The sequence below is a fragment of the Natronobeatus ordinarius genome (assembly GCF_024362485.1).
Taxonomy (GTDB): domain Archaea; phylum Halobacteriota; class Halobacteria; order Halobacteriales; family Natrialbaceae; genus Natronobeatus; species Natronobeatus ordinarius.
Genome location: NZ_CP101456.1, coordinates 866,962 through 881,297, shown reverse-complemented (window position 1 = coordinate 881,297; position 14,336 = coordinate 866,962). Strand labels below are relative to the sequence as shown.

The window sequence follows — 14,336 nt, the reverse complement described above, 5'->3', positions numbered from 1 at the left end:
GAAGCCCCTCGAGTGAGCCATGAGCGTCATCGAGTCGATCCACGCCGCCCACGGCGCGACGTTTGGCGAGCGCGGCGGTCGGCGGGTCGTCGAACACTACGGCCGACCGGAGCGAGCCCACCGCGCGGTCAGAAACGGCGTCGGCCTGTTCGAGCCGGCCTACGGCGTGGTCGTCGTCGAGGGTGACGACCGGGTCGAGTACGTCGACAACGTGGTCTCGAATCGCGTTCCCGACGCAGAGGGCGAGGGCTGTTACGCGCTCGTGCTCGATCCCCAGGGTGGGATCGAGGTCGAACTCGCGATCTACAACGCCGGCGAGCGGCTGTTGCTCTTTACCCCACCCGACCTGGCCGAGGAGCTGGCCGCCGACTGGTCGGAGAAAGTGTTCATTCAGGACGTCGAGATCCGTGTCGCAACCGACGAGTTCGCCATCTTCGGCGTCCACGGGCCGACGGCCACCGAGAAAGTCGCGAGCGTCCTCGCCGGCCCGGCGACGCCAGAGCGCCACCACTCCTTCGTCAGGGGCTCGATCGCCGACGCGGGCGTGACCGTGATCCGCACCGACGCCCTCGCCGGCGAGGAGAGCTACGAGGTCGTCTGTGGAGTCGCCGACGCTGAAGCCGTCTACAGCGCCCTCGAGACGCAGGGCAGCTCGGCCGCTCCCTTCGGCTACCGCACCTGGGAGACGCTCACCCTCGAGGCCGCCACCCCGCTTTTTTCGACCGAACTCGAGGGAACGATTCCGAACGTCTTCGGCCTGCGAAGCGCCCTCGACTTCGAGAAGGGCTGCTACGTCGGTCAGGAGGTCGTCTCGCGGGTGGAAAACGTCGGCCAGCCCAGCCGCCGGCTGGTCGGCCTCACCGTCGAGTCCGACGCGGTGCCCGACGCAGGTGCAGCCGTCTTCGCGGGCGACGCGAGCGTCGGCGAGGTGACCCGCGCGGCGGAGAGCCCGCTGCTCGAGCGACCGATCGCGCTCGCGCTCGTCACGTTCGACCTCGAGGCCGACGAGCTATCGGTGCGCGTCGGCGGCGAGGAGGTGCCGGCGACACGAGCCGACCTCCCGTTCGTCGCGGGATCAGAGCGTTCCGGCCGGCTCCCGGCGTACGAATAGCAACCGTTGAAGCGAGTACTATAGCGTCAGGCGAGTCACATCAGCTGACGATTGCGATCGGCACCGGCATGAAACAGAGGATCCCGAGGACGAACGTGACGACGCCGAGGACGATCCGCCCCGTCCCGAGGCGCTCGTCGTTGACCGGTCGTGCCGGGCCAACGGCGGCGATGAGCGTGGCGAACAGCCCCCAGAACACCCAGATGAACACCGAGTTGCCGCTGTGGCCACCGACGTAGTAGAGGTAGCCGGCGAGCGCGAAGAGGACACCCGGAACGAGCGCGCCGATCGTCTCCTGTCGGTCGCCGAGCACCGCCCGGAGGATGTGCCCGCCGTCGAGCTGGCCGACGGGGATGAGGTTGAGGAAGGTGACGAACATCCCGACCCAGCCGCCGATGACGACGGGATTGACGGCCGTCGTGGGGTCATCACGGTACAGCGGCTGGTCGAACGCGCTCGCGAGTAACTCGAGCAACGGTGGATAGCCCAGCTGGATCTGGATCGCGTCGGGATCGTTGACCAGCGAGGACGGCGCGGTCACCGGCGGGAGGTGGAGGCCGACGATCGTGACGACGACCGTCGCGACCAGCCCGGCGAGCGGCCCGGCGACGCCGATGTCGAACAGGACCTTCCGGTCCGGCATCCGACCTTTGATCTTGATCACCGCGCCCATGGTTCCGATGAGCGTCGGCACCGGGAGGAAGTACGGCAACGAGGCGTCGACCTCGTGGTAGCGGCTCATCACGTAGTGGCCCATCTCGTGGAAAAAGAGGACGCCAATGATCGCGACGGTGAACGGCCAGGCCGCGAGGACCGCACCGACCGGGTCCGAGATCGGGTCGACGTAGTACCACTGTGCACCGGCGAACAGCGTCGAGAACACCGTCGCGACGAACAGGAAGACGTTCGTCCAGGGGATGCCGTCGACGCCGACGTCGGTGGGCTCGGCGACGAGGACGTACTCGCCGTACTCGACCGCTAGCTGCACCTCGTATCCTGCCTCACGGAAGACCGGCCACAGCTCCCGCACCGTCGGCTCGGGCGCCAGCAGTGGCTCGCCGTAGTATCGTAACTGTTCGCCGTCCGTTCGCGTCTCGTAGACGACGAACACCGACTCGATCGCTTCGAGCGGAGGGCTCGAGTCGGGTTCGTCCACGTCGTCCATTGATTAGAACGTACTCTCCCGCGAGTATAAAACGACCATCGTTGCCGTCGATCGTCGACCACGGCGGTGGCCGACCGGCGAGCGCGAGATCACGCCGGTACTGGAAAAGCGAAACCTGGACGAGCGACGCGGGTCAGTGACCGATAACGATCGACTCGCGGCGCCGAGTGAAGCATGGCGTTCGAACACGAAGCGTTCAGTGGTGTGGCACGGTGTGAACGCGGTTCGGGGGTGGTTGGGAGCGGTTCGGGGATGGTGGGGGACGGTTCGGGCGGTCCGGGGCGATTCAGGGCAGTTCGTCAACTGTTCGTGCGTCGACGGTGGCTGCTCAGGCGGGTTCGACGCGCCAGGTCGTCGCGCCCGTGTACGACCACTTCTCGATCTCGAGATCCGTGGCGGACTCAGAGAGCTTCACCATGAGCGCGCCGATCTCTTTGGGGGACAGGCCGACGTCGTCGGCGATGAACTTGCCTTTGAAGTACAGCTCACCGTCGGCGGCGCGGTCGCGAAGGTAGCGTTTCAGGCGGCGTTCCTTGCTTTCCGTGGAGGGGGTAGCTGTCGTGCTCATCGACAGTAACCCCTCTGGCAGGAGGAAGGTTATAAAGAGAGGATGGTTAGCGAATTTTCGATTGCGTTCAGCCGCTCGGCGGCTAACTGAAATTTTACGTCGGTTCAGCGAACGTTTCACGAAGCTCTGAGATCGCTCGAGACGTTTTAAAGTCCAATCTAACACATTATCGCAGAATGTGGATCGATCCAGTTCGACCGACGAGAGCAGCCGGCGTCGGACGTTCGTTTCCTTCCCGATTTCACGGATAAATCGATCAGGTCTGCTCGTGAACCCAGAATTCGTCGTCGACGGTGACCTCTTTTTTGAACAGCGGCACCTCGTCTTTCAGCCGGTTGATGCCGTCTTCGACGGTCCGGAACGCCTCCTCGCGGTGACCCGCGAGCACGACGACGAAGACGATGTCCTCGCCGTCGCGCACGACGCCAGTCCGGTGGAACAGCTCCACCGCGTACACCCCGTCACGTGCCTCGAGTTCGTCCCGAATCGTCTCGAGTCGTTGCTCGGCGACGCCCTCGTACTTCTCGAACTCGAGGTACTCCGTCCGGGCGTCATCGGCGGCGTCCTTCGCGCGGACGCGCCCGGTGAACGTCGCGATCGCACCCGAGCGGTCGGCGTCGGGCGATCGCTTGATCCTGGCGACGAGCGTCTCGAGCGTTTCGTACGGTTCGGCTGCCTCGAGGTCCTCGACGACCGACTCGAGATCGAGGTCGGCGGCCGTCGAGACGGTCGCGATGGCCGACTCGGGCACGTCGCCGCCGTCGCCGACGGCGATCGTCGGATGGCGAGGCGGTTCGACGCCGACGACGAGACCGTACGCACAGTCGCGCGCGAGTGCGTCGAGCGCGTCGGTCACGGTCAGGTCGGTTCCTGAGGCGACCCAGTCGCCGCCAGCACCCAGGTCGTAGGTGACGTCGCCGCCCGGGGAGAGCGTCGAGTCGCGAAGTTCCGGCGTTCCGTCGGCGATCGTCGCATCGTACCAGACGACGCCGACGCGTCCGTCCTGCGAGAGTCGATCGACGACCCGGTCGACGACTCGCTCGAGTGCGTCGTCCGTTCCACCGCGGTCGAGGATTCCGAGTACGTGCATGGTCGAACGAAAGACGGCTCGAGGCTTGTAGGTGTCGCCACTGCGCTCGCTCGAAGTCGACTCCGGGGCGCCAATCGGGGTTGAGAACGCTTAAGGTCGGCTCCCGGTTACACCGCGGTAGCATGAAAGTTGTCGTCTCCATCGGCGGAAGCGTCCTCGTGCCCGAACCTGGCTCAGACCGGGTGGCGGCACACGCTGCCGTCGTCGAGGACCTCGTCGAGGATGGCTGTCGGGTCGGTGCCGTCGTCGGGGGTGGCGGCGTCGCCCGCGAGTACATCGGTGCTGCCCGCGAACTCGGCGCGAACGAGATCGAACTGGATCAGCTGGGAATCGACGTCACCAGGCTCAACGCCCGGCTGCTCATCGCCGCGCTGGGCGAGGGGACGGTGACGGCGCCCGCCCACGACTACGACGAGGCGGGCAACGCGCTCCGCCAGGGAGACGTCTGCGTGATGGGCGGGGTTGCCCCGGCCCAGACGACCGACGCCGTCGGAGCCGCCCTCGCCGAGTACGTCGACGCCGACCTGCTCGTCTACGCGACGAGCGTCCCGGGCGTCTACGACGACGATCCGAACGAGAACCCCGACGCGGTCAAGTTCGACGAACTCACCGCGCGCGAGCTGGTCGACGTCATCGCCGACCTCGAGATGAACGCCGGCTCCTCCGCGCCGGTCGACCTGCTGGCGGCGAAGATCATCCAGCGATCGGGCATGCGGACGATCGTGCTCGACGGCACCGACCCCGACCGGATCGCTCGGGCGGCCCGCTACGGCGAACACGAGGGCACCGACGTCGTCCCCGAGGGCGTCGGCGAGGAACCAACGTACTGGGCGGACGATGAGCACTGACGACGCCGACGAGACGGGCGCCGACCGACGGTCGACGACCTCGAGTCCGTACACGATCCAGCACGAGGGCGGTGAGGCTCACCACGCCTTCTGGGCCGACGAGATCGCCGACGAGATCGAGGCGCGCGATCCCGACGAACCGATCGTGATCAAAGGCGGGATCTCTCCCTCGGGCGTTCCCCACCTCGGCAACGTCAACGAGATCATGCGCGGCTACTACGTCGCCGAAGTGCTGCGCGACCGCGGCCACGAGGTGAAACAGGTCTTCACTGCCGACGACCGCGACCCCCTGCGAAAGCTGCCACGGACGCTCTGTGACCTCGAGGGCGAGCTCGTCGGCCTCGGCGACGTCGACGCGGGGGCGCTCGGTCGGAATCTCGGCGTTCCGTACACAGACATCCCGGACCCATTCGGCTGCTGTGACTCTTACGGCGCGCACTTCTCGACGATCATCCAGGACAGCGCCGACGCCCTCGACGTCCCGATCGAACTCATCTCGACGACCGAGCTCTACGAGTCCGGCGAACTCGAGCCCGTCGTCCGCCACGTCCTCGAGAATCAGGATCGCGCACGCGAGGTGCTCGCGAACTACCAGGACAAAGTCGACGAGGAGTACGTCCCGTTCAACCCCATCTGCGAGGAGTGTGGAAAGGTCACCGAGACGGTGACGGCTGTCGATTTAGCGGCCGAAACCGTCGCGTACCGCTGTACGGACATGGAAGCCGGCGACCGGACGATCGAGGGCTGTGGCCACGAGGGCGAGGCGAGCTTTAGCGAGGGCAAGCTACCCTGGCGCTTCGAGTGGCCCGGCCAGTGGCAGGTACTCGGCGTCGACTTCGAACCGTTCGGCAAGGACCACGCCGAGGGCTCCTGGCCCAGCGGCGAGGACGTCGCCCGGAACGTGCTGGGAATCGAGCCACCGGTGCCGATGGTCTACGAGTGGTTCACCCTCGATGGCGAGCCGTTCTCGTCTTCGGAAGGGAACGTGATCCTCGTCTCCGAGGTGCTCGAGGTGCTCGAGCCCGAGGTGCTCCGGTACTTCTTCGCGAAGGATCCCTCGAAGGCGCGGGACTTCAGCATCGAACGGCTCGACCTGCTGGTCGACGAGTTCGACCGGTTCGAGGCGATCTACTTCGGTGAGGTCGAAGCGAGCGAGGACGAGCAGGCGTTCGCCGAGCGCGTCTACCCGTTCGTGGTCGAACAACCGCGAGAAGCGCGCATTCGACTGCCCTACACCTTCGCCGCGGTGCTCGGCATGACTGACGATCCCGACCTGCGCGAGGAGATCGCCCGGCGGGAGGGACACATCCCGGAGGACGCGCCGGAGTGGGCGGTCGACGGCGCCCTGGCTCGCGTCGAACGCGCCCGAAACTGGGCGCGTCGGACCGGCAACCAGTTCGACTACGAGCTCAAGCGCAGCGAGATTCCCGACCACGACTTCGACGCGGCTACCGAGGCGGCGCTCTCCGAACTCGCCGACTTCGTCGAGGCGGATCCCGGCCCCGAGGAGTTACAGGGTGAGATCTACGAGACGGCAAAGCGCCACGACGTCCCGGTCGGTGACTTCTTCGCCGCGGGCTACCGACTCTTTTTCGACGACGACCAGGGGCCACAGCTCGGGCCGTTTCTCGCGAAGGTCGACCAGGAGTTCGTCGTCTCCCGGCTCCGCCGGGAGCGATGACGACGCCGGTCGAGGAGACAAAAGCGCTTTGAGAGCGCGTCCCCGAAAGAGACGACAATGGATTACGGTTCGTCTCCGCCTGCCGTTCTTGCGTTCCTCGATCCGTCGAGTCCGCTGACGTGGGTACTCGTCGGACTCGTCACCTACTGGCTCGCCATCGTCGCGCTCCGCAAACGGGACCTGTTGCCGAGTTACGTCGGCACCCAGGGACCGATCCTGACGATTCACACGAAACGCGGCCGTGAGTTTCTAGATCGCCTCTCGAAGCCGAAACGGTTCTGGCGTGCCTGGGCGAACCTCGGCATCGGCATCTCCCTCGTCGTGATGGTGAGTATGTTCGCCGTCTTGCTGCTGTCGGCGTTCGGCGCGCTGCAGACGACCGAGACGACGGAGGTCCAGCAGCCACAGAACGTCCTCGTCATCCCGGGCGTCAACGACTTCCTCCCGCTGTCGGCCGCGCCGGGCATCGTCTTCGGCCTGCTCGTCGGCCTCGTCGTCCACGAGGGGGCCCACGGCCTGCTCTGTCGCGTCGAGGACATCGACATCAAGTCGATGGGCGTCGCCATGCTCGCGATCATCCCGCTCGGGGCGTTCGTCGAACCCGACGAGAAAGACCAGTACGAGGCGAGCCGCGGCGGTCAGACCCGGATGTTCGCCGCCGGCGTCACCGCCAACTTCGCGGTCACGATCGTCGCGTTCGCCCTGCTGTTCGGCCCCGTCGCCGGCGCGATTGCCGTCGCACCAGGGGCGGCCGTCGGCGGCGTCGCTCCCGGCTCCTCGGCGGCCGAAGCCGACATCGAACCGAACGACCGCATCACCGCGATCGACGGCACGCCCATCGAGACGAACGACGACCTCTCGGCGGTCCTCGAGGAGACGACCGACGACGAGGTGACCGTCGAACTCGACGACGGCGAGCGAGAGACCACGGTCGAGCGATCGTTACTCGTGACCGTGGCGGTCGCCAACGGCCCGACCAGCGTCGAGACCGGCGACACGATCCGGGCCGTCGACGGCGAGCCGGTCGCAACCCAGGCCGGCCTCTTCGAGGCCGTCGGCGACAACGAGGTGGTTTCGCTCACCGTCGAGCGGGCTGACGGCGAGACGGTCGAGCGCGAGACGCCGATCGGTGCGTTCGTCGTCGTCGGCACCGACGGCCCGCTCGCCGACGCCGGGGCACCGGCCGGTGAGGAACTCACCATCACCACGTTCGACGGCGAGCGGGTCCACGACTACCGGAGCTTCGAGAATCGGATCGGCGAACTCGAGCCCGGTGACGAGGTCGTCGTCGCCGGCTACCTCGACGGCGAGCGGGTCGAGTACACCGTGACGCTCGGCGAGCACCCACAGGGGAACGGCGCGTTCCTCGGAATCAATGGGGCAAGCGGCGTCTCCGGCGTCGTGATGAGCGACCTCGGCGTCCAGCTCTACCCTGCCGATCAGTACCTGGCGATCCTGGGTGGTAACACCGAAGCCGAGTTCCATCCGATCCTCGATCCGTTCACCGACTCGTTCCTCGGGAAGATCGTGTTCGCGCTGTTCTTGCCGATCGTCGGCGTCGTCGGCATGCTCCCGTTCAACTTCGCTGGCTTCACCGGCGGGGTCGAGAACTTCTACACGGCTCAGGGCTCGTTCGCCCTCTTCGGCGACGGGACCGTCTTCGTGCTCGCGAACCTGCTGTTCTGGACCGGCTGGATCAACGTCCAGCTCGGCTTTTTCAACTGCATCCCTGCCTTCCCGCTGGACGGCGGTCACATCCTGCGGACGAGCACCGAGGCTGTCCTCTCGCGACTCCCGATCGAGGCGAACCGAGGGATGGTTCGGACCGTGACGACGACCGTCGGCCTGACGATGCTCGTCAGCTTCCTGTTGATGCTGTTCGGGCCGACGCTATTCGCCGGGTGAGCCGGGGCGGGTGACGACGGGCCACCCGACGTCGGTCCCGGGTTCACAGGAAACGTTGTGACAATGTACCGCCGGTCGCTCTGGTGTCGGCGATCGGCGGTACGTGACTTCAGCGGCCTCTGTCAGTCGTCCTCGAGGCCGTGTCGCTCGTCGAACTCCTCGGGCGTGTCCGGCACCCGTTCGAAGTCCGTCTCGAAGTAGTGTTCGTGGTGGCGGACCACTTGTTCGACGATCCACTCGCTGAACGCCTCGTCGAACCGCCACTCGTTCTCGCGCTCGGGGAGTTCGAACCGCTCGTCGGTCGCGAACGCGGCGTAGACGTGGAAGAAGCCGAGGATCACGTCGGCGAAGTCTTTCGCCTTCTCCGCACCGCTCTCGCGTCGCTCCTCGAGTTCCTCGTAGCCCGACTCAGTGAGCTCGAAGTACTTCCGATCGGGTTCGTCCTCGCGTTCGATCCGCTGGGCCCACCCCTTCTCCTCGAACTTATAGAGGATGGGGTAGACGGAGCCGTAGGACGGTTCCCAGTGGCCACCGCTGATCTCGCGAATTTCTTTCAGGATTTCGTACCCGTACCGGGGTTTCTCCTCGAGTAACTCGAGGACGAGATACGCGATCAGCCCCTTCGGCGGCCCACTTTTCCGCATATGACACGTGATTTAAACGGGTAGACGTAAAGGGTTTCGGTCGGCAGCAATTCCGGTCGACACCGGGGTCCCGGCGCCGTGGCGGGTGAGAAACAGGACCTTTCTTACCGTCTCCGTCCTAACTTGGCCTATGGAGCGACGCACACCGCCGCAGACTGACGAAGGCTGGTTCGTCTTACACGACTTCCGAACGGTCGACTGGGACGCCTGGCGGGACGCACCCGACCACGAACGCCGCCGGGCGATCGAGGAGGGAGTTTCCTTCCTCGCCGACTGCGAACGCGTGACCGACGCCGACGAGGGCAGTTCGGCGACGTTCGCCATCCTCGGCCACGAGGCCGACCTCCTGATCGTCCACCTGCGGCCGACGATGGCCGACCTCGAGGTGCTCGAGCGCCGGTTCGAACACACCGCCCTCGCCGGCTTCACCGAGCAGACCGACTCGTTCGTCTCGGTGACCGAGGTCTCGGGCTACGTCTCGAGTGCGTACTTCGAGGACGAGGAGGTCGACCCGGGTATCCAGCGGTACATCAACATGCGACTCCACCCGGAGATCCCCGACGCCGAGTACGTCAACTTCTACCCGATGGACAAACGCCGCGGCGAAGAGGATAACTGGTACGACCTGCCGTTCGACGAGCGCGCCGAGCATCTCGCCTCCCACGGCGAACTCGGCAAGCAGTACGCCGGAAAGGTCACCCAGGTCATCTCGAGCAGCATCGGCTTCGACGACCACGAGTGGGGCGTCACGCTGTTCGCCGACGATCCGACGAACATCAAGGACCTCCTCTACGAGATGCGCTTTGACCCCTCGACCTCCCGGTACGCCGAGTTCGGCCGCTTCTACGTCGGTCGGCGCTTCGCCCCGGAGAACCTCGGTGCGTACCTGGCAGGCGAACCCGTCCCGCAGGAGGCCGCGAGCGATGCCCACGCTGGCGCAGGTGGCCACCCCCACGCAGCCGACGACGCCGGCGAGAGCGCGGCTGACCATCCCCACGCGGACGAGGGTGCAGGCAGCCCACCACGCGGCGACGACGGCGAGGCGGTGCGCAGCGAACTCGAGGAACTCGGCGTCTACGCCGGCAAACCCCACGGCGAGGACGTTCACGCGGTCGTCCTCTACTCTGGGGCCGACGCCGACGAGCTGTTCGAGGAGGTCGACGGCCTGCGGACGAACTTCGACCACTACGACAGCCACGTGAAGACCGCCGTCTACGAATCCGAGGACCCCGAGGCCGAGACGGCCGTCGTCAGCCTCTGGGAGACCGATCGCGCCGCGAACACGGCTGCGGGCTTTCTCGCCGACCTCCCCGACGTGGTCAGGCAGGCCGGCGACGACGACGATGACTCGTGGGGAACGATGGGGATGTTCTACACCGTCAAGCCGGAGCACCGCGAGGACTTCGTGAGCACGTTCGAGGAAGTCGGCGGACTCCTGGGCGAGATGGACGGCCACCGGAAGTCGGACCTGCTCGCCAACCGCGAGGACGAAAACGACATGTTCATCGCCAGCCGCTGGGACTCCCGCGAGGACGCCATGGCGTTCTTCCGCAGCGACGCCTTCTCCGAGACCGTCCAGTACGGCCGCGACGTCCTCGCCGACCGGCCGCGACACGTCTTCCTCGCCTGAGACGGATCGTTGGACCGTGGTACCGGTGCTCGCTCGAACGGGGAAGCGAGCACCGGTACAGAATCACAACAGACCGTATGAATCGCGCTCCGCGCCGATCACGGCTCGTTCTCCGTACGTCAGTCGACCGCCAGGCGATATCGCGTCGTCGGACCAGGCCGCGTCGTCGGGCCAGTACGACTAGCGCCCGAGCTCCTCGTGGGCGCTCGCGAGGTGTCTCGAGGCCAGCGCGGCGAGCAAGGAGAGTTCGCCGGCGAGCGCGCCGACGGCGATCACTTCCGCCAGCGCGTCGGCGTTGGCACCGGCCGGGTCGCCGCCCCCGCGCAGGCCCATGACCTCGAGCGCTTCTGACTGCGTGGGGAGTTTCGTGCCGCCGCCGACGGTGCCGACCTCGAGTGAGGCGAGCGAGACGCTGGCGTAGAGGTCGACGGTGCCATCCTCGCGCTCGCGCGTGTCCATCGTCGTGATGGCGTTGGCGCCCTCGACGACCTGGGCTTCGTCCTGGCCGGTCGCGAGGAAGGCCGCGCCGACGACGTTCGCCGCGTGGGCGTTGAATCCTAAACTCCCGGCCTTGGCGCTCCCGATCAGGTTCTTGCGGGTGTTGGCCTCGACGATCGCGTCGGCCGTCGTGTGCAGGCGTTCCTCGACGAGCTCGCCGGGGATGACGACGTCGGCCGTCACCGAGCGGCCGCGGCCCTCGACGGCGTTGATCGCGGCGGGTTTCTTATCGGAACAGAGGTTCCCTGAGATGGCGACGAGCGAGGCGGGCGTCTCGGCTTCGACGACCGCACAGACCTCGCGGGTCGCGATGGTGACCATGTTCATCCCCATCGCGTCTTTGGTGTCGTACGCGAATCGCAGGTAGACGGAGTCGCCGACGACGTAGGGTTCGACGCCCAGCAGTTCACCGTGGTTCGTCGTCGACTCGGCGGCCTCCCGAAGGGACTCGAGGTTCTCCTCGACCCACGCGACGGTCTCGGCGGCCTCGGCGACGCCGTCGACGCGGAACACCGGCGCGCGGGTCATGCCGTTTTTCGTCACGCGAGCGGTCGCCCCGCCAGCTGAGCGGATCACGGAGAGGCCGCGGTTGACGGAGGCGAGCAGCGCCCCCTCGGTCGTCGCGAGCGGCAGGTAGTACTCGCCGTCGGCTGCGCCGCCGTCGATGGGGACGGGACCGGCGACCCCCATTGGAACCTGCGCCGCGCCGATCATGTTCTCGATGTTTGTCCCGGTGGCGACGGCGGCAGCGAAACTGTAGTCGCCGACGGTCTCGAGGCTCGTCCTCGTCTCTTCCTCGATCAACAGTCGACGGGCCGCGACGGCCGTCTCGTGGTCTGCGTGCTCCTCGAGTTCGTGCAGGCGAAGCTCACCCTCTCGCACCCGGTCGGCGAGGGTCTCGGCGTCGGTCATGACTGGAGGTCACAGCCGCGATTCCTAAGGGTTGCTGATTCGATTGGCAGCGTGCCGGCTCGTCGACAGTCGTCGCGAGACCTGCACGATCGTTCGTCTCGAAAATACTTTTTACCCGGGTACCCCATTTACTCAGATATGAGTACTAGTTCACACCAGTTCGGTGCGGTCGTCCGACGGACGAGCACGAAGCTGAAGCGAACGATCGAGCACTCACCTGATCTGTCGACAGCCCAATCGGAGCCGAACGGTCGTCGACCGGCAGGTCGAGTTCCGCCGGGCGGATTCATGACGGGATAGCGTCCCCCGATTCGATGGCCGACCCGGACCGCTCTCGAGTTTCTCCAGCAGTCGCCGCTTGGGAGGCTGCTCTCCGGCTCAGGCGTCCTCGGGCGCGGCGTCTTCGGGCGCGGCGTCCTCGAGGAGGTCCGGGTCGTCGTACTGGTCTCGAAGGACTTTCTTGTCGAACTTTCCGGTGGCCGTCTTGGGGACTTCGTCGATGAACAGGACGTCGTCCGGCGTCCACCACTTGGGGTAGTCCGCACGGACGAGTTCGAACAGTTCGTCTTTGACGGCCTCCGGTTCGGCCCGGTCGCGTGCCGCCTCGCTGAGGACTACGAAGGCGACCGGTCGTTCCTGCCAGCGTTCGTGAGAGACGCCGATGACCGTCGCCTCCACGACCGCCTCGTGGGCCATCAACGCGTTCTCGAGGTCGACGGAGGAGATCCACTCGCCACCGCTTTTGATGACGTCTTTCGTGCGGTCGACGATGGTCAGATAGCCCTCAGAGTCGACCGTGACGATGTCTCCAGTTTTCAACCAGGAGCCGTCGAAGTCGGCCTCGTTGGCGTCGTCCCGACCGAAGTACGAGTCGGTCACCCACGGACCACGAATGTGGAGTTCACCGAAGTCTTCGCCGTTCCAGGGAACTTCCTCGCCGTCGTCGTCGATCACTCTGAACTCGAGTCCGGGGAGGATCAACCCCTGTTTGCCTCGCTGGTCGTACTTGCTGTCCCGGTCCCACTCGCGCATCTCGGGTTTGAGGTGGGAGATGGTGCCGACCGGCGAGAGCTCGGTCATGCCCCAGCCGTGGAGCATCGTGACGTCGTACTCCTGGTCGAACGTTTCGATGAGGCTCTTCGGCGCCGCGCTGCCGCCGACCATGATCCGTTCGAGACTGCTGATGTCGACGTCGTGTTCCTGGACGTACTCGAGGACGCCGAGCCAGACGGTCGGGACGCCGGCGGTGAACGTGACGCCTTCTTCCTCGATGAGTCTCGCGAGGTCTTCGGGGTCAGGTGACGGGCCCGGGTAGACGTGTTTTGCACCGGCTGCCGTGACGGAGAACGGCATCCCCCAGGCGTTGACGTGGAACATCGGCACGACGGGCATGACGACGTCGGTGTCGTCGATGTCCAGTCCCTGCGGGGTCAGCGTCGCCATCGTGTGCGCCCACAGCATCTGTTGGGTGTACTCGACACCCTTCGGACGGCCGGTGGTCCCGGAGGTGTAACACATGCCGGCGGCCGCGTCCTCGCTCAGTTCGGGCCACTCGTAGTCGGCGTCGTGTGAACCGACGAACGACTCGTAGTCCGTGATGGGCTCGAGGTCGGTGTCCGGGACCGATTCGCCCATGACGACGAACTGTGCTACGGACTCGAACGTCGAGGGATCGTAGGCGCTTTCGAGCTTCTCGACCAGCGATGGATCGACGAACACGAGCCGATCCTCGGCGTTCTCGACGATGTACTGGACGTGTTCGTCGGGGAGCAGCGGGTTGATCGTGTGCAGCTGTGCGCCTACGCTGGGGACCGCGAAGTACGCCTCGAAGTGGCGGTGGTGGTTCCAGCAGACGGTCGCCACGCGGTCTCCGGTTTCGATTCCGGCGTCCGTGAGCGCGTTCGCGAGTCGAGCGGTCCGATCGCTGTAGGTCGCGTAGTCGTAGCGCTGGATCCCCTCGTGGGTGCGCGATACGATTTCAGTGTCGGGATACAGTCGTTCTGCGCGCCAGAGAAACGGCCTCAGCGTCTGGTCGAAGCCAGCCATACTGTGACAGAGTAGCCAACACCATATAATTATTGTCATTGTTAAAGATATGCGTCCTATAGCTACCATCGTTAAACTCGAGTGGGCGACGAGCCGGCTAGACGGGCAGGAGGCAGGCCACCGGAACCGGTCGCGGCGGCGTCGGTAAAACCGCCCGAAGCTTCCAAAGTTAGGCCAAATATTAATTTATCTAAAGTTGTTTATGAATAGTGTGATTTACCGAAAAGCTATTTAGGAG

At 65.8% G+C, this 14,336-nt stretch carries 11 protein-coding genes; 5 read left to right on the top strand and 6 right to left on the bottom strand.

Annotation, left to right across the window (positions count from 1 at the left end; translation table 11 throughout):
- Nucleotides 1-19 precede the first annotated feature (19 nt).
- Nucleotides 20-1,111 carry a CAF17-like 4Fe-4S cluster assembly/insertion protein YgfZ gene (ygfZ, locus tag NMQ09_RS04490; protein WP_255193245.1) on the top strand — a complete coding sequence of 364 codons (1,092 nt, stop codon included), beginning with the start codon at nucleotides 20-22 and terminating at the stop codon, nucleotides 1,109-1,111.
- A gap of 40 nt (nucleotides 1,112-1,151) precedes the next feature.
- On the opposite strand, the gene NMQ09_RS04485 is transcribed toward ygfZ, so the two are convergent.
- From NMQ09_RS04485 to NMQ09_RS04475, 3 genes are all read right to left on the bottom strand, one after another.
- Nucleotides 1,152-2,276, bottom strand: a complete 1,125-nt coding sequence (locus NMQ09_RS04485; protein ID WP_255193244.1) for a site-2 protease family protein — start codon at nucleotides 2,274-2,276, stop codon at nucleotides 1,152-1,154.
- Nucleotides 2,277-2,604: 328 nt separating this feature from the next.
- A complete protein-coding gene (locus NMQ09_RS04480; protein ID WP_255193243.1) occupies nucleotides 2,605-2,844 on the bottom strand; it encodes a DUF7123 family protein in 240 nt (79 codons plus the stop codon).
- A 256-nt stretch (nucleotides 2,845-3,100) separates the two neighbouring features.
- Nucleotides 3,101-3,934, bottom strand: a complete 834-nt coding sequence (locus tag NMQ09_RS04475; RefSeq protein WP_255193242.1) for a molybdopterin synthase — start codon at nucleotides 3,932-3,934, stop codon at nucleotides 3,101-3,103.
- 122 nt (nucleotides 3,935-4,056) lie between these two features.
- Between NMQ09_RS04475 and pyrH the strand changes: the two genes are divergently transcribed.
- The 3 genes from pyrH to NMQ09_RS04460 are packed head-to-tail and all read left to right on the top strand — an operon-like array spanning nucleotide 4,057 to nucleotide 8,368.
- The gene (gene pyrH / locus NMQ09_RS04470; RefSeq protein WP_255193241.1) at nucleotides 4,057-4,782 is read left to right on the top strand and encodes a UMP kinase; all 726 of its coding nucleotides are present in this window, start codon (nucleotides 4,057-4,059) and stop codon (nucleotides 4,780-4,782) included.
- On the top strand, nucleotides 4,772-6,463 hold the full coding sequence (gene lysS, locus NMQ09_RS04465; protein WP_255193240.1) for a lysine--tRNA ligase: 1,692 nt from the start codon (nucleotides 4,772-4,774) through the stop codon (nucleotides 6,461-6,463). Before pyrH ends, lysS begins: the two co-directional genes overlap by 11 nt.
- Nucleotides 6,464-6,520: 57 nt before the next feature.
- Nucleotides 6,521-8,368 carry a site-2 protease family protein gene (locus NMQ09_RS04460; RefSeq protein ID WP_255193239.1) on the top strand — a complete coding sequence of 616 codons (1,848 nt, stop codon included), beginning with the start codon at nucleotides 6,521-6,523 and terminating at the stop codon, nucleotides 8,366-8,368.
- 122 nt (nucleotides 8,369-8,490) lie between these two features.
- Here the strand turns inward: NMQ09_RS04460 and NMQ09_RS04455 are convergent, their stop codons facing one another.
- Nucleotides 8,491-9,012 (bottom strand): PadR family transcriptional regulator, encoded by a 522-nt coding sequence (locus tag NMQ09_RS04455; RefSeq protein ID WP_255193238.1) that lies wholly within the window; start codon nucleotides 9,010-9,012, stop codon nucleotides 8,491-8,493.
- Between the two features lie 130 nt (nucleotides 9,013-9,142).
- On the opposite strand from NMQ09_RS04455, the gene NMQ09_RS04450 reads away from it, so the two are divergent.
- Nucleotides 9,143-10,642, top strand: coding sequence for a heme-binding protein (locus tag NMQ09_RS04450; RefSeq protein ID WP_255193237.1), 1,500 nt, complete (start codon nucleotides 9,143-9,145; stop codon nucleotides 10,640-10,642).
- Nucleotides 10,643-10,822: 180 nt separating this feature from the next.
- On the opposite strand, the gene hmgA is transcribed toward NMQ09_RS04450, so the two are convergent.
- Together hmgA and NMQ09_RS04440 are read right to left on the bottom strand one after the other, a co-directional pair.
- The gene (hmgA, locus tag NMQ09_RS04445; RefSeq protein ID WP_255193236.1) at nucleotides 10,823-12,052 is read right to left on the bottom strand and encodes a hydroxymethylglutaryl-CoA reductase (NADPH); all 1,230 of its coding nucleotides are present in this window, start codon (nucleotides 12,050-12,052) and stop codon (nucleotides 10,823-10,825) included.
- Between the two features lie 378 nt (nucleotides 12,053-12,430).
- Nucleotides 12,431-14,098, bottom strand: coding sequence for a long-chain fatty acid--CoA ligase (locus NMQ09_RS04440; RefSeq protein ID WP_255193235.1), 1,668 nt, complete (start codon nucleotides 14,096-14,098; stop codon nucleotides 12,431-12,433).
- Between the last annotated feature and the right edge of the window lie 238 nt (nucleotides 14,099-14,336).

Coding starts and splice junctions, on each gene's coding strand:
- NMQ09_RS04475 (WP_255193242.1), bottom strand. CDS start 3,934: ATGCACGTACTCGGAATCCTCGACCGCGGTGGAACGGACGACGCACTC.
- NMQ09_RS04485 (WP_255193244.1), bottom strand. CDS start 2,276: ATGGACGACGTGGACGAACCCGACTCGAGCCCTCCGCTCGAAGCGATC.
- ygfZ (WP_255193245.1), top strand. CDS start 20: ATGAGCGTCATCGAGTCGATCCACGCCGCCCACGGCGCGACGTTTGGC.
- NMQ09_RS04450 (WP_255193237.1), top strand. CDS start 9,143: ATGGAGCGACGCACACCGCCGCAGACTGACGAAGGCTGGTTCGTCTTA.
- pyrH (WP_255193241.1), top strand. CDS start 4,057: ATGAAAGTTGTCGTCTCCATCGGCGGAAGCGTCCTCGTGCCCGAACCT.
- lysS (WP_255193240.1), top strand. CDS start 4,772: ATGAGCACTGACGACGCCGACGAGACGGGCGCCGACCGACGGTCGACG.
- NMQ09_RS04480 (WP_255193243.1), bottom strand. CDS start 2,844: ATGAGCACGACAGCTACCCCCTCCACGGAAAGCAAGGAACGCCGCCTG.
- NMQ09_RS04455 (WP_255193238.1), bottom strand. CDS start 9,012: ATGCGGAAAAGTGGGCCGCCGAAGGGGCTGATCGCGTATCTCGTCCTC.
- NMQ09_RS04440 (WP_255193235.1), bottom strand. CDS start 14,098: ATGGCTGGCTTCGACCAGACGCTGAGGCCGTTTCTCTGGCGCGCAGAA.
- hmgA (WP_255193236.1), bottom strand. CDS start 12,052: ATGACCGACGCCGAGACCCTCGCCGACCGGGTGCGAGAGGGTGAGCTT.
- NMQ09_RS04460 (WP_255193239.1), top strand. CDS start 6,521: ATGGATTACGGTTCGTCTCCGCCTGCCGTTCTTGCGTTCCTCGATCCG.